Origin of the sequence: Streptomyces sp. NPDC127119 (genome assembly GCF_042677425.1) — a bacterium.
Classification (GTDB): domain Bacteria; phylum Actinomycetota; class Actinomycetes; order Streptomycetales; family Streptomycetaceae; genus Streptomyces.
Genome location: NZ_JBHXTO010000137.1, coordinates 1 through 25,073 on the forward strand (window position 1 = coordinate 1; position 25,073 = coordinate 25,073).

Below are 25,073 nucleotides of genomic sequence, written 5' to 3' on the forward strand. Positions count from 1 at the left end.
GACACGCTGCACCACACGCCGATCGGGGTGCTGCGGGCCGTCGACCGGGCGGTGTACGACACGCAGATGGCCGAGCAGCTCGACTCCGCGATCGAGCAGAACGGCAAGGGGGATCTTTCCGCGCTGCTCACGGGCGGGGATGCGTGGACGGTTGTCGGATAGGGGTTTTTCCTGCCGCTGCGCGGAGGGGTCGGCTCGTTGGCTGCGGGTGCGTCGTGGCCGGTCGCGCAGTTCCCCGCGCCCCTGACGGGGCACGACCCCGGAGCTGACGGGGTGCGGCCCGGTCACGTGAGGCCCGGTTCCTAGGACCGGGCCTCGTCGTATGCCTGGCGTGCTTTTTCCACCGCGTCCATCCGTTGCTCGGTCCACAGCGCCAGGGCCAGGACCTGTTCGGCGGCCTCTCGGCCCAGGTCGGTGAGGGAGTAGTCGACGCGCGGGGGTATGACCGGCTTGGCGTCGCGGTGCACGAGGCCGTCGCGTTCCAGGGTCTGCAGGGTCTGCGTGAGCATCTTCTCGCTGACCCTGCCGATCGCCCGGCGCAGCTCGCTGAAGCGGTACGGCCGCTCCCTCAGCTCGATCAGGACGAGGACGCCCCAGCGACTGGTGACGTGCTCCAGGACGAGGCGGTAGGGACACATCCCCTCGCCGGTGGAGTACTTGTCCACGATCGGACTCGCCGCCGCCGGGCCGGCCACCGCGGCGCTGTTCTCTTCCGATGCACTTACCGTCATGGAGGTACCTTACTTCAAAGTGGGTACTTTCCCAGAGTTAGTGCAGCTCCTATGGTGAGTACGTACCCACCCCACAAGGAGTTGTTTCCACCATGAGCATTGTCGTCACCGGAGCCACCGGACACCTCGGCCGGCACATCATCGAGGGCCTGCTGGAGAAGGTCCCGGCCGACCAGGTCGTCGCCGTCGTCCGCAACAAGGAGAAGGCCGCGGAGCTCGCCGCCCGCGGCGTGCGCCTCGCGGTCGCCGACTACAACGCTCCCGAGACCTTCGACCACGTCTTCTCCGCCGGCGACCGGGTGCTGCTCGTCTCCGGCAACGAGTTCGACAAGGGCCGGGTCGCCCAGCACAAGGTCGTCCTCGACGCCGCCAAGGCCGCAGGGGTCGCGCTCTTCGCGTACACCAGCGCCCCCGGCACCCTGAACGCGGCGCTGGCCGACGACCACCGGGGCACCGAGGCCGCGATCCTGGAGTCCGGTGTGACGTACACCCTCCTGCGCAACGGCTGGTACAACGAGAACTACACCGAGAACCTCGCCCCCGTCCTCGAACACGGCGCCGTCGTCCAGGCCGCCGGTGAGGGCCGGATCTCCGCCGCCTCCCGCGCGGACTACGCCGCCGCCGCCGTGGCCGTGCTGACCGGCGAGGGCCACGAGAACAAGACGTACGAGCTGGGCGGCGACACCGCCTTCGGCTTCGCCGAGTACGCCGCCGCGGTGGCGCAGGCGTCCGGCAAGGAGATCGTGTACAACGCCGTCCCCGCCGAGACGTTCAAGGGCATCCTGACCGGCGCCGGCCTGCCCGCGCCGTTCGCCGAGATCCTCGCCGGTGTCGACGTGTCCATCGAGAAGGGCGAGCTGATCGTCGACTCGGGCGACCTCTCCCGGCTGACCGGCCGTCCGACCACGCCGATCGCGGAGTCGGTCGCGGCGGCGCTCAAGGGCTGAGCCCCGCCCCGGACACGTACCCGCGACCGAACCCGCACGGGATACGCACCCCCGCCTGTCATGACCGTATGGCGATACGGGCATGACGTACGGGGGTGCTTGGCGCTACCTTCTTTGAGTTTGGAGCCACCACGAAAGAAGGGCCGTGCCGGTGAAGTCCGAGGGCGAGCAGCACATAGGTCCGGACGCGGGTCCGGAGTCCAAGGGCGAACAGCGGATCGGTCTGCTGAACGGTTTCGCGGCATACGGCATGTGGGGGCTCGTCCCCCTCTTCTGGCCGTTCCTCGAACCCGCGAGCGCCGGAGAGATCCTCGCCCACCGCATGGTCTGGTCCCTCGGTTTCGTACTGATCGCCCTCGTGGTGATGCGCCGCTGGTCGTGGGCCCTCCCGCTACTGCGCCAGCCGCGCAAGCTGGGCCTGATCACCGTCGCGGCGGCCGTCATCACCGTCAACTGGGGCGTCTACATCTGGGCCGTGAACAGCGGCCATGTGGTGGAGGCGTCCCTCGGCTACTTCATCAATCCCCTCGTCACCATCGCGATCGGCGTCCTGCTCCTGAAGGAACGGCTGCGGCCCGCGCAGTGGGCGGCGGTCGGCACCGGCTTCGCCGCGGTGCTCGTCCTGACCGTCGGCTACGGCCAGCCGCCGTGGATCTCCCTCTGCCTCGCCTTCTCCTTCGCCACGTACGGCCTGGTGAAGAAGAAGCTCAACCTCGGCGGCCTGGAGTCGCTGGCCGCGGAGACCGCCGTCCAGTTCCTGCCCGCGCTCGGCTATCTGGTGTGGCTGTCCGCCAAGGGCGACGCGACCTTCGGCGGTGAGGGCGCCGGACACGCGGTGCTGCTGGCCGCGACCGGTGTGGTGACCGCCCTGCCGCTCGTCTGCTTCGGCGCGGCGGCGATCCGGGTGCCGCTGTCCACGCTGGGCCTGCTGCAGTATCTGGCGCCCGTGCTGCAGTTCCTGCTCGGCATCCTGTACTTCCACGAGGCGATGCCCCCCGAGCGGTGGGCCGGGTTCGCCCTGGTGTGGGCCGCGCTGTCGCTGCTGACCTGGGACGCGCTGCGGACGGCCGGCCGGTCGCGGACGGCCCTGCGGAACGCGGCGATCGCCGCGGCGTCCGCGACCGCGGAGGCGGCGGCGGCCGAAGCGGCGCTGCCCGAGGCGGCCGAGCGGGAACAGGAGCAGGCGAGCCGCCCTCAGTAGCTCGGCGGCCTAGCTCGACGGCCTCAGTAGTCGGTGTCCTTGCCGAGGAACAGTTCGGCGAATCCGGCCGCGGCGGCGGGCGAGCCCAGGGTCCGCCGCATCCTCGCCCGCGCGATCCCCGCACGGAACGGATCGCCGGACGAGACACCGTGGTACACCTCGGACAGCCACTGCGAGAACTCCTGGTACTGCCACACCCGCCGCAGACACCTCTGCGAGTAGCCGCGCAGCCCGCTGTCGTCCCCCTTGCCGTAGTGCGCGACGAGCGCGTCGCCGAGCAGCAGGGAGTCGTGGATCGCGAGGTTCATGCCCTTCGCGCCGATCGGCGCGAGCAGATGGGCCGAGTCCCCCACCAGATACAGGCGCCCGTACGCCATCGGCTCCACCACGTAGTTGTGCATGGGCAGGACCCGCTTCTCGATCAGCTCGCCCTCGACGAGCGGCCGGGCCCCGTCCGCCGCGAGCCGTTCGTGCAGCTCGGACCAGACGCGGTCGTGCGACCAGTTCTCCGGGTCGTCGCCCGGCGGGCACTCCAGGTAGTAACGGGTGACCTGCGGACTGCGGGCCATGTGCCCGGCGAACCCGCGCGGATGGATCCCGAAGACCACGCAGTCGGAGGACGGGGGCGCCTCGGCCAGGAGGGCCAGCCAGCCGATGCCGAGGTCGTGCCGGGCGACCGTGACGTGCTCCGCCGGCATGTGGTCGCGGGTCACCCCGCGCGCGCCGTCGCACCCGGCGACGAAGTCGCAGTCGAGCCGCACGCGTTCGCCCGTCTCCGGATCGGTGTACGCCACGGAGGGCCGGTCGGTGTCCGTCCCGGCCGGCTCGACGTCACGGACGCCGAAGCGGATGTCGCCGCCGCGGACGTCCGCGTACTCCCGCACCAGGTCCGTCACCAGGAGCGGCTGCGGATAGACGTAGTGCCGCTGCCCCGACACACCCGTGTACGGGAACCGGTGGCTCTCCCCCGCGAACCGGAACTCGCACTCGGTGTGCACGACCGTGTTCCGCAGCAGCCGGTCCGCGAGGCCCCGCCCGTCCAGCGCGCGGACCGCCCACTCCTCCAGGAACCCCGCGCGCGGACGCTGTTCGATGAACGGCCGGCTCTCGTTCTCCAGCACCACGCAGTCCACGGAGGCGGCCCGCAGGATGTTGGCCAGCGTGAGCCCGGCGGGGCCGGCACCCACGACGACGACGCGGGTGCGCTGGGCTGAGGCGTCTGCGGTCATACGAACAGTATGGCGAGTTGGAGGGGGGCGTCTGAGGGGTTTTCCTCGCCCCCGCCGCCCCTACCCGTCCCGTACCTGCCTCAGGGGCTCCGCCCCCGAACCCCCGCTCCTCAAACGCCGGAGAGGCTGAAACACTCAGGGTCGCCCCCTTAGGGGCGCGGGGAACTGCGCAATCGTTGAGGCCCGCCCCCCATCACGCCCAATGGGCCCCGCCTCGCACAGGTTCCGCCTATAAATGGTCACCATGACCGAACCCATGCACTGGAAACTCGTCGTCGACACCACCGACCCGCACGCCCAGGCCGATTTCTGGGGCGCGGCCCTCAACTACGTCGTCGAGGACCACAGTTCGCTGATCGAGCGGCTGCTGAGCGTCGGCGCCGCACCCCCCGAGCTGGTCGTCGAGTCGCACGGCCGCCGCGCCTGGCGGGACGCGACCGGCGTACGGCACCCGCAGGACCCGTACCAGGAGGAGAGCGGCGTGGGGCTCGGGCGGCGGCTGCTGTTCCAGCGCGTACCGGAGCCCAAGACCGTGAAGAACCGGCTGCACATCGATCTGCACGCCGAGGACGGGCAGCGGGACGCGGAGGTCGCGCGGCTGACCGGGCTCGGCGCGACGGTCGTCCGCGAGGTGAGGGAACCCTCGGGCGAGTGGGTCGTGATGGCCGACCCGGAGGGCAACGAGTTCTGCCTCCACTGAGCCGCATCCGCTATGCGAACGCCGCTGACCGGATTGTGCTCTTGACGGAACGTCAACCTCAGCTTCACCATCAGGCACCAATTTCCGCAAGGAATCCAAGGAATCCAAAGGAATTCGGAGCCCCCCACATGAAGCTCTCTGTTCCCGGACGCGCCACGGGTGCCGCCGCACTGGCGATCGCCGCGTTGCTCACGACGAGCGCGATAGCCGACGCCGCGCCCGCGCGCGTGGCCGCCGCACCGGACATACCCGTGGCCAACGTCAAGGCCCATCTCACCCAGCTGCAGTCCATAGCCACCGCCAACGGCGGCAACCGCGCCCACGGCCGCACCGGCTACAAGGCGTCTCTCGACTACGTGAAGGCCAAGCTGGACGCGGCCGGTTTCACCACCGCCATCCAGCAGTTCACCTCCTCCGGCAGCACCGGCTACAACCTGATCGCCGACTGGCCCGGCGGCGACACCAACCAGGTCGTCATGTCGGGCTCCCACCTCGACAGCGTCTCCGCGGGGCCCGGCATCAACGACAACGGCTCCGGTTCGGCGGCCGTCCTGGAGGCCGCGCTCGCCGTGTCCCGGGCGCAGTACCAGCCCACCAAGCATCTGCGGTTCGCCTGGTGGGGCGCGGAGGAGCTGGGCATGGTCGGCTCGCGCTACTACGTCAACAGCCTCACCACCGCCAACCGCGCGAAGATCAGCGGCTATCTGAACTTCGACATGATCGCGTCGCCGAACCCCGGCTACTTCGTCTACGACGACGACCCGGCCATCGAGAAGACCTTCAAGGACTACTTCACCGGCCTCGGTGTCGCGACCGAGATCGAGACCGAGGGCGACGGCCGCTCGGACCACGCCTACTTCAAGAGCGCGGGCATCCCCGTCGGCGGCCTCTTCACCGGCGCCAGCACCCGCAAGACCGCGGCCCAGGTGACCAAGTGGGGCGGCACGGCGGGCGTGGCGTTCGACCGCTGCTACCACTCCTCGTGCGACACGACGACGAACATCAACGACACCGCCCTGAACCGCAACAGCGACGCCCTCGCGTACGCGGTGTGGGAGCTGTCGGAGTAACCCGGCCCGGCCCGTCACAGGGGTAGGACCTGTCGACGACTGCATGCGTGTGCATATACTGCATACGCGTGTAGTCGTCGTACGCCCTACATGACGGAGCCCTCATGACCCGCCACTTCCTCTTCCTCCTGGGCAGCAGCCGCGGCAACGGCAATACGGAACTGCTGGCACGCAGGGCCGCCGAGCAGCTGCCCGCCGATGCCACCCGGCGCTGGATCGACCTGGCCGAGCACCCCCTGCCCGACTTCGAGGACCTGCGCCACGACAGCGACCACGTCCGGCCGTCCGGTGATCACCGGGCGACGCTTCTCGACGCGACGCTCGCGGCGACGGACCTCGTCATCGCCTCACCGCTGTACTGGTACTCCGTGTCCGCGTCCACCAAGCGCTATCTCGACCACTGGTCGGGCTGGCTGCGCACCCCCGGCATCGACTTCAAGAAGACGATGGCCGGACGCACCCTGTGGGGCGTCACCGCGCTCGCGCACGAGGAGGAAGAGGTCGCCGATCCCCTCATCGGCACCCTCAATCACTCGGCCGCCTACCTGGGCATGCGCTTCGGCGGGGTCCTCCTCGGCAACGGCAGCAAGCCCGGGGACGTACTGAACGACTCCGGAGCCCTGGCCGCCGCCAAGACGTTCTTCGCCCAGGAACCCCCGCTCGCCCGCTTCCCCTACGAGAGCTGAGAGCCGGGGGCTGAGAGCCGAGGGCCGGGGCAGGGGGCCGGCCTCAAGGGCGGGCGCCGCTCTACGCGGTGATGTCCTTCGCCGTGAACCGCGCCCAGGCCGCCGCGCCGAACACCGCCGCGTACAGCGCCTGGAGTTCCAGGTTGCGGATCAGGTCGTCCCAGTAGACGGGGTCGCGCATGAGGTCGGCGAAGGACAGCCAGTAGTGCGAGAAGATGTACGGCTGGATCGCGTGCAGTTGGGGGATCTGGTCGAGGATCTGCACGGTGATCAGCAGCCCGACGGTCGTCGCCATCGCCGCGATCCCGCTGTTCGTGAGGGTCGAGACGAACAGGCCCAGCGCCGCGACCCCGATCAGTGACGCGGCCACGATCAGCGCGATCAGCAGGGCCCGGCCCAGCCCCTCGCCGAAACTGATGCGGGTGCCGGAGATCGTCGTCAGCTCGCCCAGCGGGAACAGGAGCGCGCCGACGACGAGCGCCGAGGTCGCCACGACGAGGGTGGCGATGACGCAGAAGGCCAGCGTGGTCGCGTACTTGGTGATCAGCAGGCGCGTCCGCCCCGCCGGCGCCACCAGCAGATAGCGCAGCGTCCCGGCGTTGGCCTCGCCCGCGATCGCGTCGCCCGCGATGACGCCGACCGCCATCGGCAGGAAGAACGGCAGCGTGGCGGCCAGCGCGGTGAACACCAGGAACAGTCCGTTGTTGGTGATCTGCGCGATGAACGCGGGCCCCTCTCCCCCGCCGCCTCCGGCGGACGACCCGTCGCTCGTCTCGATCCTGACCGCGATGCCGACCAGCACCGGCACCGCGGCGAGCACCCCGAGCAGGGCGATCGTCCGCCAGCGGCGGAGCGTGGTGCTCAGCTCGTTGCGCAGCAGGCCGAGGGTCCACAGCGGGCTCGGCGCCCGTCCCGGGGCGGCTCTCCGCGTGCTCTTCTCCGCCGACGGCTCGGCGGTCTCAGCCCGCGACATCGAAGCCCTCCCCCGTGAGCGCCACGAACGCGTCCTCCAGCGAGGCCCGTTCGATCCCGAAGCCGCGGACGCGGACGCCCGCCGTGACCAGTGCCGCGTTCACCTCGGCGAGGTCGCGGTCCGGTGGATCGGCGCTCACCCGGTCCTCGGCGACCACGACATCGCTCAGGCCCTGTTCCTTCAGCACCCGGGCCGCGTCGCCCGGATCGGGTGTGGTCACGACGAGCCGGCTGCGCGCGCCCGCCGCCAGCTCGGCCACCGGGCCCTGGGTGATCAGCCGGCCCTGCGCCATCACCGCGGCATGCGTGCAGACCTGCTCGATCTCGTCGAGCAGGTGCGAGGAGAGGAACACGGTCGTGCCGTCCGAGGCCAGCTCACGGACCAGGGCGCGGATCTCCCGCATCCCCTGCGGATCGAGTCCGTTGGTCGGTTCGTCCAGCACGAGCAGCTTCCGGGGCTGCAGCAGCGCGGCCGCGAGCCCGAGCCGCTGCTTCATGCCCAGCGAGTAGGCCTTCGCCTTCTTGCCCGCGGCCGCGGTCAGTCCGACCCGGTCGAGCGCGCTCGCCACGCGTGTGCGCCGGGTGCGCGGGTCGGCGGCCGGGTCGGCGGAGTCGTACCGCAGGAGGTTGTCGCGGCCGGAGAGGAAGCCGTAGAGCGCGGGGCCCTCGATGAGCGCGCCCACGTGCGGCAGGACGGTCCCCGTGGCGCGCGGCATGGGCCGGCCCAGGACGCGGGCCGTGCCGGAGGTCGGTTCGATCAGGCCCATCAGCATTCTGATGGTGGTGGTCTTCCCCGAGCCGTTCGGTCCGAGGAAGCCGAAGACGCTGCCCGCCGGGACGGCCAGGTCGAGGCCGTCGACGGCGAGCTGTCCACCGCGGTAGCGCTTGGTCAGCGCACGGGTGGCGATCACGGTGTCACCCGTGTCGCGTGGGTCCACCGTGCCGCCGTCGCCCGTCGTGTCCCCGTCCGCGGTGGACAGTTCCGCCATCGACTCCCTCACTTCGCCTCGCCCTCGGGGAACCCCGCTGTCGGGGGGCCGACAGGTACGGGGCCTACTTCGCCGCGTCGGCCGCCTTCACCAGCGCGTCCTTGGTGACCGCACCGGCGTAGACCTTGCCGTCGTCCGTGATCAGCGCGTTGACCAGGCGGGTCGAGAAGACCGTGCCGGAGCCGAACTCGCCGCTCACCTTGTCGCCCAGCGAGTCCAGGAAACGGCCCGCGTCGCCCCCGCCGGCGTTCTCCGACGGCAGGCCCTCGCCGCCGGTGTCGAACCGGGCGATGGAGCTCCAGCCCTCGCCGATGACGTTCAGGCCCTGGAACTCCTTGCCCAGGTCCTCGCCGCCGCTCCCGGGACGCGCCTTGTCACCCTTGCCGCCCTTGTCCACGCCGCCCTTGCCCGCCGGGCCGTGGGACGCCGACTCGTCGCCCTCGGTGACCTTCGCGCCCTTCGGCGGGGTGAAGTCGAAGGTGGACGCGGCCGGCCTGGAGAAGTCGACCTTGGTGAAGCCCGCGTCGATGACGGCCGCGCCGCCGCTCGCCGGGGTGAGCGTGAACTTCAGCGGCAGACCGGTCTTCGCGTCCACGGCGATGGAGATCGCGCCGACCGTCGAACCGGACTGCTTCGGCTCGATCAGCAGCTTGTAGGCGTCCCGCCCGGCGATCCGCGCCGTACCGTCGACGGTCACGGACGTCGTGTCGTCCGACGCCTTCAGTGCCTCCTCGGCCAGCTCCTTGGGCGTGGCCGGCACATCCTCGGACCTGCCCTTCGGCCCCTTCTCCGCGGAGCCGGGGGAAGCGGCGTCCTTCACGTGGTAGGCCTCGTTCGACTTGCTGTCGTACGCCCACACCTCGTCGCCGTTGTGGATCACGCTGTACTCGGCGGCCTTGTCGAGGAGCGACACCTTCTGCTTGTGCTCGCCGTCGGACGCGACCCGCAGGGTGTGCGTACCGGACGCCAGTTCCATCAGCTTGGACGACGGGTCCGCGGACGAGCCCGAGCCGTCGCGCCCGCCACCCGTGGCAGCACCGCCGAGGCTGCTCTCCAGGCCGCCGAGGTCCGGCAGACCGAGGTCCGTGCTGATCTTCACCGTGCCGGACAGCTGCTGTACGTCCGAGGCGGCGATCTTCTCGATGAGCTGCTGGGCGCTGACCTTCGGCAGGTCGGGGTCGCCGGAGCCCGCGAACGCCGGGACCAGCCCGATGGTCGCCGCGGCCACCCCCACCACCGCGACGGGGACGACGTACCGGGCGGCTTTCTGCCGGCCGCCGCGCCTGTCGTCCGCCTCGTCGTCGGTCGTGCTGTCGTCGGATCCGTACGGTGCCATGTGTGCCCTACCTCCGTTGTCGGCGGCGGCTAACCGTCCACGCACTCGTCCACCCTGGCCGCCATTGTCACCCGAACTGCTGTGAAGTGGTGTGTCCCATCTGACCAAATCGGTCGGCCGAAAGCGTCAGACCTCGGAGCCAACTCCTTGTACACCTGGGGTATGACATGGGTGGACGACGCCCCTCCCGACCCGTAGGGGTCGAACGGGAAGGACGCCGTCCGTGTAACACGCCGAAGCGCGGTGAAACCCTTCGCCTACCGGTTGTTCACGAAGACGTAGTCCGCCCCGTACGGCACTCCCACGACCGTCCCCACCTTGCAGGAGCCGGCCGGAGCCACCCCGCCCACGGTGTTCAGGCGCAGGATCTCCGCGGTGCCCGCGAGCAGGCCCCGGTGCCTGCCGGACTGCGTGGCCCTGAGGTCCAGTTCGGGGATGTTCCTGTCGCCGTTCGGGGTCTTGGAGATCAGCGCGCCGGTCACCGCGCTGCGGTCGGCGGCGATCCACTGCGGAGTACCCGAGTTGGGCTTCACGAACGAGTGGGCGATGGGCCCGCCCAGCACGGCGCTCACATCACGCTGCGCGAAGGCCTTGGTGCCGTCGGCCGACTTCTTGCACTCGTAGATCTGCCTGCCCTTGACGACGGAGGCCTGGAAGTTGTTCAGCGCGTGCCGGAAGTCGAAGTCCGTGGTGACCTTGTGGAGCTGGCCGCGGACGGCGCCGCCCGGGAACTCGGTGGTGTGCAGATTGGCGTAGAAGCTGCCCGGGTCGGCCTTCAGCTTCCCGAGCAGGGCCGCGTCCCCGACCTCGACCGTGCCGGTGACCGTGCGCCCCCGGGCGTCGTCCAGCAGCTTGGTGAAGTCGACCTTGACGCCGCCGTTGACGCCCTTGGCGCCCTGGTGGATGTGGAGCATGACCGGCTTGCCGGTGCCCCGCCACTTGACGGCGACGGACACCTTGTCGCCCTTGACCTTGACGAATTCGAGCGCCGCGCCGTCCTTGTCGCCGACCGCGGGGCCGCCCTGGACCGGTACCTCGTTCGCGCCGTTCAGACCGGCGGCGAGGATGGTGCCGCCCTTGCCGCCGGCGAGAGAGCCGCTCCGCACCCCGATGGACCCTTCACCGTGCCCCGCGTGCCCCGCGTGGTCCACGCCCGTGCCCGAATCCGCGCCCCGGCCGGAGTTGTCGCTGTCGGCCACCGCAGGGAGCACGGCGGCGGCGACACCGGCCGCGGCGGCCACCGCGACACCGGTCATGACGAGCTTCCTGCGGCGCTGTGCGAACGTGACGATCGTCCCCATGATTCTTTTCTCCCCGTGATCCCGCCGACGCCCCCTGCGTCGGCCTCTGCACCGGATTACGGAACGAATCTCAGACTGGACTTAATCCAGATGTGTGACCCGAGTCACGCGCCCGGGTCGTACGCGCTGGAATCCCGCCGGACGATCACGCGGCGGCGAAAAGACGCGCAGGTCAGCCCGCGCGGTGCACCACCGCGTCGCACAGCTCCACCAGAGCCGCCTTCGCGTCGCACTCGGGGAGCGGCGCCAGCGTGGCGCGGGCGTCCTCCGCGTACCGCACGGTGTCGCGGCGGGCCTGGTCGAGGGCGGGGTGGACGCGCAGCCTGGCCAGCGCCTCCGCGTGCCGTGCGTCGTCCGTCAGGTCGGAGGCGAGCAGTTCGGCGAGGGCGATGTCCTCGGCGAGTCCCAGCCGCTCGACGCGCTCGCGCAGCCGCAGGACGGGCATGGTCGGGATGCCCTCGCGCAGATCGGTGCCCGGGGTCTTGCCGGACTCGCGCGAGTCGCTCGCGATGTCCAGCACGTCGTCGGCGAGCTGGAAGGCGACACCGAGCCGCTCCCCGTACTGCGTCAGCACGTCGACGACCGTCTCGTCGGCGCCCGACATCATCGCGCCGAACCGGCCGGCCACCGCGATCAGGGAGCCGGTCTTGCCGCCGAGCACGTCCATGTAGTGGTCGACCGGGTCGCGTCCGTCGCGCGGTCCCGCCGTCTCCAGGATCTGGCCGGTGACCAGCCGCTCGAACGCCTCCGCCTGGACCCGTACGGCCTCGGGGCCCAGGTCGGCCAGGATGTGCGAGGCGCGCGCGAAGAGGAAGTCGCCGGTGAGGACCGCGACCGAGTTGTCCCAGCGGCTGTTGGCGCTGGGCACCCCGCGGCGCACGTCCGCCTCGTCCATCACGTCGTCGTGGTACAGCGTGGCGAGGTGGGTCAGCTCGACGACGACCGCCGAGGGCACGATCCCCGGCGCGTACGGATCACCGAACTGGGCGGCGAGCATCACGAGCAGCGGCCGGAACCGCTTGCCGCCCGCGCGCACGAGGTGCTGCGCGGCCTCCGTGATGAACGGGACCTCGCTCTTGGTCGCTTCGAGCAGTCCCTCCTCGACAGCCGCCAATCCGGCCTGGACATCGGCTTCGAGAGCCTGGTCCCGCACGCTCAGCCCGAACGGCCCGACGACGGTCACGAGGGTCTCCTGTCTGCTGACGCTCTCAACGGCGGTCTCTGGATGCTCTGGGTGTGCTCTGTGCTGTGGGTGTTTGTCGATGTGTCGCTGCCGGCTCTCAAGTCAGCGTATCCGGTCGTCTTTCGATCACGATGAGCGCCCGCCCGTCACCTGCCACCACCCTGCCGGACACCCTCCGGCTGATCCCTTTTGCCCCTTCGGTCAGGCCGGGCGGTATCGGACCGCGGAAGGTATGTTCGTGATCTGTCGATATGACTGACAACTGACGGATACCTCCTGAAAGAGGATGGCTTTTCCTGAAGTGGTGCGGGAAGTGGTGGATCTTGTCCCACAGTGCGATCGAAACCGGTTCCGCACCCGACCCGGAGCCCGGGGACGGGCCCCCGGACGCCGCCGACGACCATGCCTTCTTCGGCCAGCCCAGAGGCCTGCTCACCCTCTCCGGCCTTGAGGTCTGGGAGCGCTTCTCGTTCCTGGGGATGCAGGCGATCCTCGTCCTGTACTTCGCGGACACGGTCGCCCACGGAGGCATGGGCATGTCCGCCGGAACGGCCGCCTCCGTGTCGGCCGCGTACGGGACGCTCGTCTATCTGGTCTCGGTGGCCGGCGGCTGGCTCGCCGACCGGGTCCTCGGCTCGTACCGGGCGGTCCTGTGGGGCGGAATCCTGATCGCCTGCGGCCACTACGCGATGGCGGTGCCCACCGCGGCGGCCACCTGGGCCGGTCTGGGCCTGATCAGCGCGGGCACGGGCCTGCTGAAGCCCAACGTCGCCACCATGGTCGGCAAGCTCTACCGCACCGACGACGACCGCCGTGACGCCGGTTTCGCGCTCTACTACATGGCCATCAACACGGGCGCCTTCGCGGGCCCGCTGATCACCGGCTGGCTGGGCGACCACCGCGGCTGGCACTGGGGCTTCTCCGCCGCAGCCGTCGGCATGACCCTCGGCCTGATCCAGTACGTCGCGGGCCGCCGTCACCTGGCCGGACGCAGCCAGGCGGCCGAGTTCGCGCTGCCGCCCCGCGCCATGCGCCGCGCGGTCCGGCTGATCGTCCTGGGGCTGCTGGCCGCGGCGGCCCTCGCGGTCGTGCTGGCCCTCTCCGGAGTGCTCACCATGGACCGCTTCGTGGACCTGCTGACGCTGATCTCGGTGATCGCGCCGGTGGTGTACTTCGCGGTGATGTTCAGGAGCCCGCGGGTGACCCCCGAGGAACGCGGCCGGCTGCGCCCGTACATCGTCCTCTTCCTGGCCTCCACGGTCTTCAACTTCATCCTCTTCCAGGCGTACTCGACGATGATCCTGCTGGCCGCGTCGAACGCCGAGACGACGATCCTCGGCTTCGACTTCCCCGCCGGCTGGTACGCGTCCGCCCTGGGCGCCTTCGAGGTCGCGCTGGCCCCCGTGGTGGCCGCGCTCTGGGTACGGATGGGGCACCGCCAGCCGCACGCCTCCAACAAGATCGCGTTCGGTGTGGTGCTGGGAGGACTGTCGTTCCTGCTGATGGTGCTGCCGACCTCCGGCCACGACGGCGACGACTACCTGATGTCCGTCTGGTGGATCGTCGGCTCGTACTTCCTGCTGGGGCTCGGCGACATCCTTCTGGAGACCTCCGGCATGTCGGCCACCACGAAGCTCGCTCCGAAGGCCTTCGCCAGCCAGACCATGTCCCTCTGGTTCCTCTCGCTGGCCCTCGCCAACGGCATCCAGGCCCAGACGGTGAAGCTCTACGACGACGTCTCCAAGCCCGCGTACTTCGGGGTCAACGGCGCGATCGCCGTGGCCGCCGGTCTGCTCGTGATCGCCGCGGCGCCCTGGCTGCGCCGCACGATGCACCCCGTCCACTGAGGTGACACCCATGCGCATCCGTACGTCCTTCCCCTGCGAGACGTTTCACGAGGACATCCGCGTTCCCCTCACGGACGGAACCAAGCTCTACGCGCGCGTGTGGCGTCCGCTCACCGGCGAACCCGTACCGGCCCTGCTCGAATACCTCCCGTACCGGCTGACCGACTGGACCGCCCCGCGCGACTGGCAGCGCCACCCCTGGTACGCGGGCCACGGCTACGCCTCCGTGCGCGTGGACGTCCGCGGGCACGGCAACTCCGAGGGCCTGCCGGGCGACGAGTACTCCGCGACGGAACTGGCCGACGGGGTCGAGGTCGTCGACTGGCTCGCCGCCCAGCCCTGGTGCTCCGGCAGGGTCGGCATGTTCGGCATCTCCTGGGGCGGCTTCAACTCTCTCCAGATCGCGGCCCTCGCGCCCGAACCGCTCAAGGCCGTCGTCACGGTCTGCTCGTCGGACGACCGCTACGACAACGACGTGCACTACATGGGTGGTTCCGTACTCGCCGTCGACATGCACGCGTGGGCGGCGACCATGCTCGCGTTCGTGTCACGCCCGCCCGACCCCGCGTACGCGGGCGCGTCCTGGCGCGACCTGTGGGTGGAACGACTGGCCTCGGTCGATCCGTTCCTGCACACCTGGCTCGCCCACCAGACGAGGGACGAGCAGTGGAGCCGCGGCAGCGTCTGCGAGGACTACTCGGCGATCCGGGCGGCCGTGCTCGCGGTCGGCGGCTGGCACGACCCGTACCGGGACACCGTGCTGCGCCTCGTGGAACACCTCCCGCCGGACCGCGTACGGGGCCTGATCGGGCCCTGGTCGCACCAGTACCCCGACCGGGGGCTGCCGCCCGGCCCCGCCATCGGCTTCCTCCAGGAGACGCTGCGCTGGTGGGACCACTGGCTGAAGGACACCGACACCGACGCCGACGCCGGGACGGGCACCGGCAGCAGCAGCAGCGGCTCCGGCACCGGCTCCGGGGTGATGTCCGAGCCGCTGCTGCGCTCGTACGTCAGCGACTCGCACCCGCCCGCGACGGTGTACCCGGTGCTGCCCGGCCGCTGGGTCGGCGACCCCGCCTGGCCCTCCCCGCTGGTCGCCCACGTCCCGTACGCGCTCCAGGGCGCCCCCGTGGTGGTGCGCTCCCCGCAGCACACCGGGTTGGACGCCGGCCGCTTCTTCCCCTTCGGCAACGACGCGGACCTGCCGCCGGACCAGCGGGAGGAGGACGCGCGGTCGGTGTGCTTCGAGTTCGAAGTGCCCGAGGAGATCTGGGTACTGGGCCGCCCGCGCGTGCGCCTGAGGCTCACCTCTCCGGCGACGCGCGGCCACGTAGTGGCCCGTCTGTGCGACGTGGCTCCTGACGGCTCCTCGACCCTGGTCACCCGAGGCGTCCTGAACCTGACAGCCCGTCATGGCCGTGACCAGGTGGTTCCTTGGGAACCGGGCGCTACGGAGGATGTGCTCTTCGAACTGAACGGCATCGGCCACGCCTTCCCGCCGGGCCGTCGCATCCGGCTCGCGGTCTCCTCCGCGTACTGGCCGTGGATCTGGCCCCAGCCGGGCTCGGAGGCGGGCTTCACCCTCACTCCGTCGGGCAGCGTGCTGGAACTGCCGGTCCGCGCCCAGGAGTCGGACCCCTCCATCGTCTTCGAGGAACCGGAGCAGTCGGCTCCGCTCGGCGTGAACTTCCCCGCCACCCTGGACGAACCGCGCCCCGAACGCCTCGCGGTCCGCGATGTCGCCAAAGGTGAATGGCGCCTGGAAGTGGATCCGCGGTACGGCGGCACCCGCGTCTATCCGGACGGACTCGAATTCACCGAGGACGCGCTGGAGACGTACACGATCAATGAGTCGGACCCGTTGTCCGCGCGCACCAGGTCCGACTGGTCCGTCCGGCTGCACCGGCCGGAAATGCCGTGGGACGCGAGTGTCGAGACGCACTCCGAAATCACCTGCGACGAGACGGACTTCATCACCTCGAACGAAGTGATCTGCAAGGACGGCGACGAAGTGGTGTTCCACCGCACCTGGGAGAAAAGGATTCCGCGTACGGCGGGATGAGCCGGGACGGGTCCACGCATCCCTGGAACCTCCCACGGCGCCCGGTTTCCGGCGTCCGCAGAATATCGCGTATCCCCTTTTTTATGGACATTGGCCTCCCATGCCAGTGAATTGAGTCACGCCCGCGCGCGGTGATCGTTTCGCCGGTTCCGTCGATTTCCCTTTGCGGAAAGCAAGTTGAACTTCGCCTTCCGTTTTGATCAAGAGATATTCGCCCGACATGGCAGTTCAAAGCCGTCGCTGCGCGAATTCGGGGCTTGTTCACGGCATGTGCTCTCGCATACGTTCACGTCACTCCGGACGGATCGCCTAATCCTGCCGCCGCCCGGAAATCCCAGTCACCCATTCACTCGCGTACGGCAGGAGCGGGGGACCCAGGTAAGCCGCCGGTCCGTATCGCGGAACGGCTAGGGGTCAAGTCGCGCACCCCACGCGGCCGGGCATCTCCCGCCCGAACCCGACAGCTCACCTCGCAGGCGCCGGAGAGGACATTCGCCATGCCCGCACGAGGCAAGCACCGCCGCCCCAGAAACAGCACCCTCACCCGTGGCATCGTCGCCGCCGGGACGGGCGGAGCCGCGCTCGCGCTCCCCCTCGTGGGGGCCACCGGCGCCCAGGCCGCCACCCCGAACGCGGTCCCGCAGGTCTCGCTGGTCACCTACAAGGTGGTCCAGGGCGACACCCTGTCGAAGATCGCCAAGGCGCACACCACGGGCGACTGGAAGAAGCTCTACAAGGCCAACCGCGCGGTCATCGGCGACGACCCGTCGGCCATCCGGCCCGGCCTCAAGCTGACCGTGGGCACGAAGAACGGCGGGTCTTCGGCGAAGACCGCCACGGCGTCCAAGGCCTCCACGGCGTCCGCCGTCACCCCGGCCTCCGCGAAGACCTACACGGACGACCTCGACGGCTGGATCAGGCAGTCGCTGGACGTCATGGCCCAGCAGGGCATCCCGGGCACCTACGACGGCATCCACCGCAACATCATCCGCGAGTCGTCGGGCAACCCCCAGGCCATGAACAACTGGGACTCCAACGCGGTAGCCGGTACGCCCTCGAAGGGGCTCCTGCAGGTCATCGACCCGACCTTCTCGGCGTACCACGTGACCGGTACGTCGCTGGACCCGTTCGACCCGGTCGCCAACATCACGGCGGCGTGCAACTACGCCGCCGCGCGCTACGGCTCGATCGACAACGTCTTCGGCGCCTACTGACCGACGCCCGAGCGGGCTCCCGGACCGGCCTGCCGGCCGACACGGGGGCCCGTCCGGTCGGACCGGCCGGTCCCGTCCGCGCGGTCGGTCCGGCCGGTGGAGAACATGCGCTCCAGGACCACCGCGATGCCGTCGTCCTCGTTCGAGAGGGTGATCTCGTCGGCGACGGACCTGAGTTCGGGATGCGCGTTGGCCATCGCCACCCCGCGCGCCGCCCAGTCGAACATCGGGATGTCGTTCGGCATGTCCCCGAAGGCGATGGTCTGCGCCGACGTCAGGCCCAAACGGCCGGCGGCGAGCGCGAGGCCCGTGGCCTTCGTGATGCCGCATGGCTGGAGTTCGACGGTACCGGGCCCGGACATCGTCACGGTGGCGAGGGAACCGACCGCTCCACGGGCGGCGGACGCCAACTCGTCGTCGGACAGCAGGGGGTGGCGCAGCAGCACCTTGCTGATGGGCCGGGTCCAGAGGTCGTCGCGCCGCAGCACCCGTACCGCGGGCAGCGTCGGGTGGGGCATCTCGTAGCCCGGCTCGATGAGCGTGAGTCCGTCGACGCCGTCCTGGTCGACGGCCGCGTACACCTCGCCGACCTCCGCCTCGATCTTGCCGAGAGCCACCTCCGCCAGCTCACGTTCGAGCGTGACGGACCACAGCATGCGGTCCGCGCCGGCGTCGTACAACTGTGCGCCCTGTCCGCACACCGCGAGCCCCTGGCTGCCGAGTTCGTCCAGCAGCGGCCGTACGCGCGGGGCGGGGCGCCCCGTCACCACGAGGTGCCGGGCGCCTGCCCCGACCGCCATCGCCAGCGCCGCGCGCGACCGGTCCGAGAGGGTGTCGTCGCCGCGCAGCAGCGTCCCGTCCAGGTCAGTGGCGATGAGTGAATATGCAATCGGTGGGGCCATGATCAGAGAATACGGATCGAATCCCCCAGCGACTCGACGGGAACCGGACGTCGTCCGGCACCTCGACCACCTCACGCGTCGTCGCGGGCCCCAGCAGACCCCTGGAGTTCAGGCCGATCCCATGACATATCGGCCACTCCGCCGACCCGATTCACGCCCCTTTCCCGACCGCCCGCGTGCGCCCGCGCGCTCCCACCGCGTGCGTTCGCGCCCCGGGTTCAGCGGTGCCGCGCCGCCAGGTGCCGGACCAGCCGCGGCGAGGCGAACTCCGTCCCGCACACGAACCGCATCACCGGCCCGTACGAGGCCGCGGCCGGCAGTCCGGTGAAGTACAGACCGGGCACGGAGGAGCTGAATCCGGCGCCCAGCCTCGGTGTTCCGCGGCTGACGGCCAGCCGTGTCCGCAGCTCATGGCCGAGGAAGTCCATCGCGGCGAGGTCGACGTGGTAGCCGGTGGCGGCGACGATGTGGTCCGCGGACAGTTCCTCGACGCGACCGCCGAGGGTCCGGACGGTGAGGGCGGGCCGCCCGGCCGTCTCCCCGGAGGCACGGAGGATCCGCGCCACCTCGCTCACCCGCACTTTTCCCTCGAACCGGTCGCGCAGCCACCAGGCGCCGAGGGGCCCGAGGACGCTGCGGACGAGGAAGTGCCGGATTCCCGGCGGCAGATGACGGTACGGGTGCGGGTAGTAGGTGAGGGCCCACAGCGACCAGGCCCGGCCGAAGGGCGACTCCGGGCGCAGCAACGGCTGCTGCCACGGGGGCGCGCCGAAGTCGACAGACCCTTTTCCGCGCGCCACCACGCGCACCTGTGCGCCCGTCTCGGCGGCGAGCGCCGCCGTCTCCAGGGCGGACTGGCCCGCGCCGACGACGATCAGTTCCCGGCCGGCGAACCGGGACAGGTCGTGCAGTTGCGAGCTGTGCGAGACGGGGCCGGTGGGCGTCGGTCCGTCGGGTGCGGCCACGGCGAGTTCGCGGGGCAGGTGCGCGAGGCCGGACAGACCGGTCGCGACGACGACCGCCCGCGCGGTGAACACCTCCCCCGAGTCCAGCTTGAGTTCGAAGCCCCGCAGGTCGCCACGCCGGTCGACCGAGACGACGCGCACCTGCTCCAGTTCCGGCACGAGCCGCTGCCGGAACCACTCCCCGTACGCGACGAACGTCTCGACCGGGATGATGTCCTCGTCCGTGACCAGGCGGGGAACGCCCGCCGCGTCGCAGTAGTCGACGAGGTCGTGTCCCGGTTGCGGGGCGTCGATGTTCGAGGCGGCCGGGGTCGATTTCAGGAGCATCCCCTCGGGCATGTTCGCCCGCCAGCTCACCATGGGTTCACCGAACACCCGTACCGGAATGCCGCGCGCCCTCAGATGCGCGGCGGTGGACAGGCCGAAAGGCCCGGCACCGATCACTGCCACCGGCTCCATCACGAAGTCCCCTCCCCAGAACGCCACTTCGTCATTCCGTGCTCACCCCGCACCCGCCCTGCCACGGCTGCGGGCCTCCTTCTCCCCTGCGCTGCCGGCTCGTCACGGACCGGCCGTGGTCATCGGTGGCCGGGTGCCACACGGGCGCCGCGGCGGCCGTCCCTCCACAGCTGGTACAGATGCTTCACACCGGGCCGTACGAAGCGCGCCAGCATCGTGAAGAACGGCCGCAGGTCGTCCGCCGCCAGCCACGCCAGCTCCGTACCGCTCGGGCGGTCGGGAGCGTGCGGTGTCGTATAGCCGCTGCGGCGGTACGCGAGCAGGGCCGGCAGGTCGATGTTCTCCACGATGTAGCGCCGGCCGGCGAGCTGTTCCCCCTCCGGAACGGCCCGGCCGGTCAGATCCAGATGCATGGCGCGGATGACGTCGATCCCCGACTCGTTCTCGAAGAGCCGGAACTGGGCGCCCATCCGCGGATTGAAGTCGAGCAGTTTGTACCGGCCGTCGCGGCGGTCGAAGCGCAGGTCGAGGTCGATGACGCCACTGAAGCCGATCTGTTTGATGAACCGCGCCGCCAGGTCCGCCAGTTCGGGGTTGTCGACGACGTACGCGTTGGCCGTCATGCCCGCGTGCGGGGGCCAGGAGCGGACCTTGACGCCGGTGAACATCGCGAGCGGCGCCGAGTCCGCGTCGAAGTAGGCGTGCACGATCCAGTCCTCGGCGTCCTCCCGGGGCAGATACTCCTGAAGGATCACGCCGGGCCGCTCGCCCCAGTCGCGGGCGAGCCGTAACAGTCCCTCCTGGGTGGCGATGCGGGTCGTCCCGTGCACGGCGGGCCGCGCGCGGCGCACGAACGCCTCGCGGTTCTTCGCCACGAGCGGGAACCTCGCCTTCGCCGCGAAGTCCTCGATCTCCCCGTACGACTCGGGGAACGCCGCCTCCGGGCTGGGCACGCCGTGCTCGACGCAGAGTTCGTGCAGTCCCTGCTTGCTGGCCAGGCGCCGGGGCAGCCCGGCCACCACCCTGGGGAACAGGAAGTCACCCGCGAGTTCGGCCTGGTGCTCGGCGATCAGGACCGCGGCCTCCTCGTCGGTCGGGATGAGGACCGCGGGACGGCCGATCCCGCGCCCGACACGCAGCAGCCCCTCGACGAGCCGCTCCGCCCGCTCCGTCCCCGTGGTCGGCCAGACGAACGCGCGCCGCAGATGGCGCGAGACCGCGGCAGGCGTGTATCTGTCCTCGGTGATCGCGTACATCGGTACCCCCAGCCGTCCGAGGCTGCGGATCGCGCCCACTCCGCCGTGATGCAGCGGGTAGTCGCCGAACTTCACGATCAGGCCGGGTACTTCCCGATCCAGACAGAGCGGCACGCCGGCAGAGCTTTTGGCCACGGGTCCCCCCACGTGTCCCACACATCCCTGGACCCGGACCCACCCCGTCCGTCCGTGCCCCCCTGAAGGAAGCTAAGCCGGAATGAACCACTCCGACCCCACCCTTAATCGGACATTGCGAACTCTTTAGACACTGCCCACGGGCGGCGCCTCCCCGTAACGTGTGCTCCACCCACACGGAAAGCGAGGCAGCACCCCATGCCCCCCTTCGATGTCCCCGAGGGCGATCCCTTCGGCCCGCACAATCTTCCGTACGGCGTCTTCTCCCTGAACAGCTCCCCGCACGGCTCTCCCGACGGCGCCGGCCGCCGGAGCGTGGGCGTCCGGCTGGGTGACCACGTCCTGGACGCCGGGGCCGCCGCGGTGGAACTGGGCTCCCCGTACGCCGCCCTGCTCGCCCGCCCCACGCTCGACCCGCTCCTCGCAGCCGGCCGCACGGCGTGGTCCGACGTCCGGCGGGCGCTCACCGCGTGGGTGACGGTGCCCGCGCACCGCGAGACGGTCGCGCCCCTGATGCACCCGCTCTCCGAGGTGACCCTCCATCTCCCCTTCGAGGTGGCCGACTACGTCGACTTCTACGCCTCCGAGAACCACGCCCGGAACGTCGGCCAGATCTTCCGCCCCGACGCCGAGGACTCCCTCACCCCCAACTGGAAGCATCTGCCCATCGGCTACCACGGCCGGTCGGGCACGGTCGTGGTCTCCGGCACCGACGTCGTACGCCCCTCGGGCCAGCGCAAGGCTCCGGCGGACCCGGCGCCGGTCTTCGGCCCCTCCGTCCGGCTGGACATCGAGGCGGAGGTCGGCTTCGTCGTCGGCACGCCCTCCCCGATGGGCACGCCCGTACCGCTGGGCGACTTCCGCGACCACGTCTTCGGGCTCTGCCTCCTCAACGACTGGTCCGCGCGCGACCTCCAGGCCTGGGAGTACGTCCCCCTCGGCCCCTTCCTCGGCAAGTCCTTCGCCACGTCGGTGTCGGCCTGGATCACACCGCTCGACGCACTGGAGGACGCCCGGGTCGCGCCCCCCGCGCGCACGCACCCCCTCCTGCCCTACCTGGACGACACCACCGAGGACGCCGCGGAGGACCCGGGCGGCTACGACCTGCGCATCTCCGTCGCCGTCAACGGACATGTGGTGTCCGAGCCGCCGTTCTCCACGATGTACTGGACCGCCGCGCAGCAGTTGGCCCACATGACCGTGAACGGGGCCTCGCTGCGCACGGGCGACCTGTACGGGTCGGGCACCGTCAGCGGGGCGTCCGACGGCGAACGGGGTTCGCTCCTGGAGCTGACCTGGAACGGGCGGGACACCCTCGAACTCCCCACCGGCAAGCGGACGTTCCTGGAGGACGGGGATGTCGTGACGCTGACGGCGTGGGCTCCCGGCCCTGACGGGACGCGGGTCGGTCTCGGCGAGGTGACCGGGCGCGTCGTGCCGGGCGCGTAGTCGTACGCCTGCTGCGGGGCAGTTCGTGGCCGCGGGCCTGTTCGTGGCTGCGGGCCGGTGGGGGCCGGTCGCGCAGTTCCCCGCGCCCCTGAAGGGCGCGAGGGCTTGCGGTCGTGCGTCGGGTGCGGGTGCGTGGGGGCTGAGCGCGCCGTTCCCCGCGCCCCTGGAGGGCGCGGGGTGCCGGCTACATCCAGTCCTCCGGTTCCGGCTCCGGTTCCATTTCCGGCCAGTGGAGGTCGGGGTCGCCGTCGCTGCGGCGTTGAGGGGCCGGCTGCGAGGCCAGTTCCTCGCCCACCGGGCTCCCCGCGGGCTTCTCCAGGGATGCGAGCACCCCGACCACGCCCTCCCCGTACGTCGCGAGTTTCTTCTCGCCGATGCCGCTGATGCCGCCCAGCTCCGGGACCGAGGTGGGCCACAGCGTGGCGATCTCCCGCAGGGTCGCGTCGTGGAAGATGACGTACGCCGGGACGCCCTGTTCCTTGGCCTGGCCCGCGCGCCAGGTGCGCAGGGCCTCGAAGGCGGGAAGCAGGTCGGAGGGCATCTCGGCCGCCGCTGCCGCCGCCTTGGCCTTGCGCTCGGCCCGGCCGGAACCGGACGAGGAGGACGAGCCGCGGGACGTCGCCGGCTTCGGCTGCTCCTTGCGGAGCGGCACCTCACGCTCGCGCCGCAGCACCGTGCCGCTCGCCTCGGTCAGCACCAGCGTCCCGTACGCGCCCTCGACCGCGAGGAGGCCCTGGGCCAGCATCTGCCGGACGACACCGCGCCACGCGCCCTCGTCCAGCTCCTCTCCGATGCCGAACACGGACAGCTGGTCGTGGTCGAACTGGATGACCTTGGCCGTCTTGCGCCCGAGCAGGATGTCGACGATCTGGATCGCCCCGAACTTCTGCCCCCGCTCGCGCTGCAGCCGCACCACCGTGGACAGCACTTTCTGGGCCGCGACCGTGCCGTCCCAGGTCTCCGGCGGGACCAGACAGGTGTCGCAGTTCCCGCACGCCTCGGCCACGTCGTCCTGGCCGAAGTAGGCGAGCAGCTGACCGCGCCGGCACTGGGCGGTCTCGCACAGCGCGAGCATCGCTTCGAGATGCGAGGCCGCCCGGCGGCGGAACGCCTCGTCGCCCTCGCTCGACTGGATCATCTTGCGCTGTTGTATGACGTCGTTCAGGCCGTAGGCCATCCAGGCCGTGGACGGCATTCCGTCGCGGCCCGCGCGGCCCGTCTCCTGGTAGTAGCCCTCGACGGACTTGGGCAGGTCGAGGTGGGCGACGAACCGGACGTCCGGCTTGTCGATGCCCATGCCGAAGGCGATGGTCGCGCACACCACCAGGCCGTCCTCGCGCAGGAACCGCGACTGGTGGGCGGCGCGCGTGCCCGAGTCGAGGCCCGCGTGGTACGGCACCGCCGCGATGCCGTTGCGGGCGAGGAACTCGGCCGTCTTCTCGACCGAGTTGCGCGACAGGCAGTACACGATGCCCGCGTCGCCCGCGTGCTCCTCCTGGAGGAAGGCCAGCAGCTGCTTCTTGGGGTCGGCCTTCGGCACGATCCGGTACTGGATGTTGGGCCGGTCGAAGCTGGCCACGAAGTGGCGGGCGTCGGGCATGCCCAGCCGCTCGGTGATCTCCGTGTGCGTCGCGTGCGTGGCCGTCGCGGTCAGCGCGATGCGCGGTACGTCCGGCCAGCGCTCGCCGAGCAGGGAGAGCGAGAGGTAGTCGGGGCGGAAGTCGTGGCCCCACGAGGAGACGCAGTGCGCCTCGTCGATCGCGAAGACGGAGATCTTCCCGCGCTTGAGGAGATCGAGCGTGGACTCCAGGCGCAGCCGCTCCGGCGCGAGGTAGATCAGGTCGAGCTCGCCCGCGAGGAACTCGGCCTCGACCGTGCGCCGCTCGTCGAAGTCCTGCGTGGAGTTCATGAACCCGGCGCGCACGCCGAGCGCCCGCAGCGCGTCCACCTGGTCCTGCATCAGGGCGATGAGCGGGGAGACCACCACGCCCGTGCCGGGTCTGACCAGGGCCGGAATCTGGTAGCAGAGCGACTTTCCGCCGCCCGTGGGCATGAGGACGACGGCGTCCCCGCCGCTCACCACATGCTCGATGACGGCTTCCTGCTCGCCGCGGAAGGCCTCGTAACCGAAGACCCGGTGGAGCGTTCCGAGCGCTTCGCTCTCCGCCACCTCTGTCATCACACCCGTCCCGCCCATCGTCCCGTCCCCCGTACGTCGTGCCTCGACCGCTGCGTCCACGATAGGGGTCCGCACCGACAGCGTCGGAGTTATCCACAGGCTGCGACGGAGTATCTGCGCGGCGTGCCCGCCGGACCGCGCCCGGAGAACGCCGTGGGGGCCCGGGGCGGGGGGGACCCGGGCCCCCCGCCCCGGCGGCCGCACCGGCCCAACACCCCCCCCCGCCCCCCCCCCAACCGGGAGTACAGCGGGGCCCCCCC

The 25,073-nt window shown here is 70.8% G+C and carries 20 protein-coding genes, 1 pseudogene and 1 riboswitch; of the genes and pseudogenes, 10 read left to right on the forward strand and 11 right to left on the reverse strand.

Features of this window, described 5'->3' with window-relative positions; all coding sequences use genetic code 11:
• Positions 1 to 162 (forward strand): annotated as a pseudogene (locus ACFVH5_RS36070) (2-oxoacid:ferredoxin oxidoreductase subunit beta); the annotation flags it as partial.
• A 140-nt stretch (positions 163 to 302) separates the two neighbouring features.
• Here the strand turns inward: ACFVH5_RS36070 and ACFVH5_RS36075 are convergent.
• The gene (locus tag ACFVH5_RS36075) at positions 303 to 638 is read right to left on the reverse strand and encodes a helix-turn-helix domain-containing protein (RefSeq protein WP_225891446.1); all 336 of its coding nucleotides are present in this window, start codon (positions 636 to 638) and stop codon (positions 303 to 305) included.
• A gap of 185 nt (positions 639 to 823) precedes the next feature.
• Here ACFVH5_RS36075 and ACFVH5_RS36080 point away from each other — a divergent pair, with 185 nt between their 5' ends.
• A complete protein-coding gene (locus ACFVH5_RS36080; RefSeq protein WP_385837908.1) occupies positions 824 to 1,678 on the forward strand; it encodes an SDR family oxidoreductase in 855 nt (284 codons plus the stop codon).
• Positions 1,679 to 1,928: 250 nt separating this feature from the next.
• The gene (gene rarD / locus ACFVH5_RS36085) at positions 1,929 to 2,879 is read left to right on the forward strand and encodes an EamA family transporter RarD (protein ID WP_385837922.1); all 951 of its coding nucleotides are present in this window, start codon (positions 1,929 to 1,931) and stop codon (positions 2,877 to 2,879) included.
• A gap of 23 nt (positions 2,880 to 2,902) precedes the next feature.
• On the opposite strand, the gene ACFVH5_RS36090 is transcribed toward rarD, so the two are convergent.
• On the reverse strand, positions 2,903 to 4,108 hold the full coding sequence (locus ACFVH5_RS36090; RefSeq protein WP_385837909.1) for a 4-hydroxybenzoate 3-monooxygenase: 1,206 nt from the start codon (positions 4,106 to 4,108) through the stop codon (positions 2,903 to 2,905).
• Between the two features lie 235 nt (positions 4,109 to 4,343).
• Here ACFVH5_RS36090 and ACFVH5_RS36095 point away from each other — a divergent pair, with 235 nt between their 5' ends.
• The 3 genes from ACFVH5_RS36095 to ACFVH5_RS36105 all read left to right on the forward strand — a co-directional run bounded on the left by ACFVH5_RS36095 (position 4,344) and on the right by ACFVH5_RS36105 (position 6,564).
• On the forward strand, positions 4,344 to 4,808 hold the full coding sequence (locus tag ACFVH5_RS36095; RefSeq protein WP_385837910.1) for a VOC family protein: 465 nt from the start codon (positions 4,344 to 4,346) through the stop codon (positions 4,806 to 4,808).
• A 128-nt stretch (positions 4,809 to 4,936) separates the two neighbouring features.
• Complete coding sequence (locus ACFVH5_RS36100; protein ID WP_385837911.1) at positions 4,937 to 5,878, forward strand: M28 family metallopeptidase; 942 nt, start codon at positions 4,937 to 4,939, stop codon at positions 5,876 to 5,878.
• A gap of 104 nt (positions 5,879 to 5,982) precedes the next feature.
• A complete protein-coding gene (locus ACFVH5_RS36105; RefSeq protein ID WP_385837912.1) occupies positions 5,983 to 6,564 on the forward strand; it encodes a flavodoxin family protein in 582 nt (193 codons plus the stop codon).
• A gap of 61 nt (positions 6,565 to 6,625) precedes the next feature.
• Here ACFVH5_RS36105 and ACFVH5_RS36110 read toward each other — a convergent pair whose 3' ends face one another.
• From ACFVH5_RS36110 to ACFVH5_RS36130, 5 genes are all read right to left on the reverse strand, one after another.
• On the reverse strand, positions 6,626 to 7,537 hold the full coding sequence (locus ACFVH5_RS36110) for an ABC transporter permease (protein WP_385837913.1): 912 nt from the start codon (positions 7,535 to 7,537) through the stop codon (positions 6,626 to 6,628).
• Positions 7,524 to 8,525, reverse strand: coding sequence for an ABC transporter ATP-binding protein (locus tag ACFVH5_RS36115; protein WP_384801066.1), 1,002 nt, complete (start codon positions 8,523 to 8,525; stop codon positions 7,524 to 7,526). Before ACFVH5_RS36115 ends, ACFVH5_RS36110 begins: the two co-directional genes overlap by 14 nt.
• Before the next feature lie 64 nt (positions 8,526 to 8,589).
• Positions 8,590 to 9,861, reverse strand: coding sequence for an outer membrane lipoprotein carrier protein LolA (locus tag ACFVH5_RS36120; RefSeq protein WP_385837915.1), 1,272 nt, complete (start codon positions 9,859 to 9,861; stop codon positions 8,590 to 8,592).
• A 257-nt stretch (positions 9,862 to 10,118) separates the two neighbouring features.
• Entirely contained in the window at positions 10,119 to 11,162 is a 1,044-nt protein-coding gene (locus ACFVH5_RS36125) for a CHRD domain-containing protein (RefSeq protein WP_385837916.1), read from the reverse strand.
• Positions 11,163 to 11,334: 172 nt separating this feature from the next.
• Positions 11,335 to 12,345, reverse strand: coding sequence for a polyprenyl synthetase family protein (locus ACFVH5_RS36130; protein ID WP_189777027.1), 1,011 nt, complete (start codon positions 12,343 to 12,345; stop codon positions 11,335 to 11,337).
• Between the two features lie 323 nt (positions 12,346 to 12,668).
• Here ACFVH5_RS36130 and ACFVH5_RS36135 point away from each other — a divergent pair, with 323 nt between their 5' ends.
• From ACFVH5_RS36135 to ACFVH5_RS36145, 3 genes are all read left to right on the forward strand, one after another.
• A complete protein-coding gene (locus tag ACFVH5_RS36135; RefSeq protein ID WP_384801057.1) occupies positions 12,669 to 14,192 on the forward strand; it encodes a peptide MFS transporter in 1,524 nt (507 codons plus the stop codon).
• Between the two features lie 10 nt (positions 14,193 to 14,202).
• Complete coding sequence (locus ACFVH5_RS36140; RefSeq protein WP_385837917.1) at positions 14,203 to 16,254, forward strand: CocE/NonD family hydrolase; 2,052 nt, start codon at positions 14,203 to 14,205, stop codon at positions 16,252 to 16,254.
• A 329-nt stretch (positions 16,255 to 16,583) separates the two neighbouring features.
• Positions 16,584 to 16,748, forward strand: a riboswitch (cyclic di-AMP (ydaO/yuaA leader).
• Positions 16,749 to 16,751: 3 nt separating this feature from the next.
• The gene (locus tag ACFVH5_RS36145; RefSeq protein ID WP_385837918.1) at positions 16,752 to 17,468 is read left to right on the forward strand and encodes a transglycosylase SLT domain-containing protein; all 717 of its coding nucleotides are present in this window, start codon (positions 16,752 to 16,754) and stop codon (positions 17,466 to 17,468) included.
• Here the strand turns inward: ACFVH5_RS36145 and ACFVH5_RS36150 are convergent.
• The 3 genes from ACFVH5_RS36150 to ACFVH5_RS36160 all read right to left on the reverse strand — a co-directional run bounded on the left by ACFVH5_RS36150 (position 17,462) and on the right by ACFVH5_RS36160 (position 21,185).
• Positions 17,462 to 18,370, reverse strand: a complete 909-nt coding sequence (locus ACFVH5_RS36150) for an HAD family hydrolase (RefSeq protein ID WP_385837919.1) — start codon at positions 18,368 to 18,370, stop codon at positions 17,462 to 17,464. The genes ACFVH5_RS36145 and ACFVH5_RS36150 overlap by 7 nt on opposite strands.
• Positions 18,371 to 18,588: 218 nt before the next feature.
• Positions 18,589 to 19,797, reverse strand: coding sequence for an NAD(P)-binding domain-containing protein (locus ACFVH5_RS36155; protein ID WP_385837924.1), 1,209 nt, complete (start codon positions 19,795 to 19,797; stop codon positions 18,589 to 18,591).
• Positions 19,798 to 19,913: 116 nt separating this feature from the next.
• Positions 19,914 to 21,185: an ATP-grasp domain-containing protein gene (locus ACFVH5_RS36160; RefSeq protein ID WP_385837920.1), complete on the reverse strand. Its 1,272-nt coding sequence runs from the start codon at positions 21,183 to 21,185 to the stop codon at positions 19,914 to 19,916.
• 198 nt (positions 21,186 to 21,383) lie between these two features.
• Here ACFVH5_RS36160 and fahA point away from each other — a divergent pair, with 198 nt between their 5' ends.
• On the forward strand, positions 21,384 to 22,634 hold the full coding sequence (gene fahA, locus ACFVH5_RS36165) for a fumarylacetoacetase (protein ID WP_385837921.1): 1,251 nt from the start codon (positions 21,384 to 21,386) through the stop codon (positions 22,632 to 22,634).
• Positions 22,635 to 22,818: 184 nt separating this feature from the next.
• On the opposite strand, the gene recQ is transcribed toward fahA, so the two are convergent.
• A complete protein-coding gene (recQ, locus tag ACFVH5_RS36170; protein WP_385837925.1) occupies positions 22,819 to 24,831 on the reverse strand; it encodes a DNA helicase RecQ in 2,013 nt (670 codons plus the stop codon).
• Positions 24,832 to 25,073 lie beyond the last annotated feature (242 nt).